The organism is Paraburkholderia sp. EG286B (assembly GCF_040965655.1).
GTDB lineage: Bacteria > Pseudomonadota > Gammaproteobacteria > Burkholderiales > Burkholderiaceae > Paraburkholderia.
In genome coordinates, this window is the sequence record NZ_JBFRCF010000246.1 from 1 (window position 1) to 255 (window position 255).

At 58.8% G+C, this 255-nt stretch carries 1 pseudogene; it reads left to right on the forward strand.

The window, feature by feature from the left end:
- Positions 1–255 (forward strand): annotated as a pseudogene (locus AB4Y42_RS44610) (PLP-dependent aminotransferase family protein); the annotation flags it as partial.

Below are 255 nucleotides of genomic sequence, written 5' to 3' on the forward strand. Positions count from 1 at the left end.
CTCGCTTGAATATCGTGCCGATCCCGGTAGACGCAGACGGTATCAACGTCGACTACGGCATCAAGCCAGCGCCGGACGCCGCGTTAGCGGTCTTAACTCCTGGTCAGCAAGCGCCTCTAGGCTCGACGTTGTCGTTGAGACGGCGCCTTCAACTGCTTGACTGGGCGGCTTCAAACGATGCGTGGGTCATTGAAGATGACTACCTTGGAGAACTACAGTTGGAAGGCAGGCCGGCGCCCGCCATGGCATCTCTTG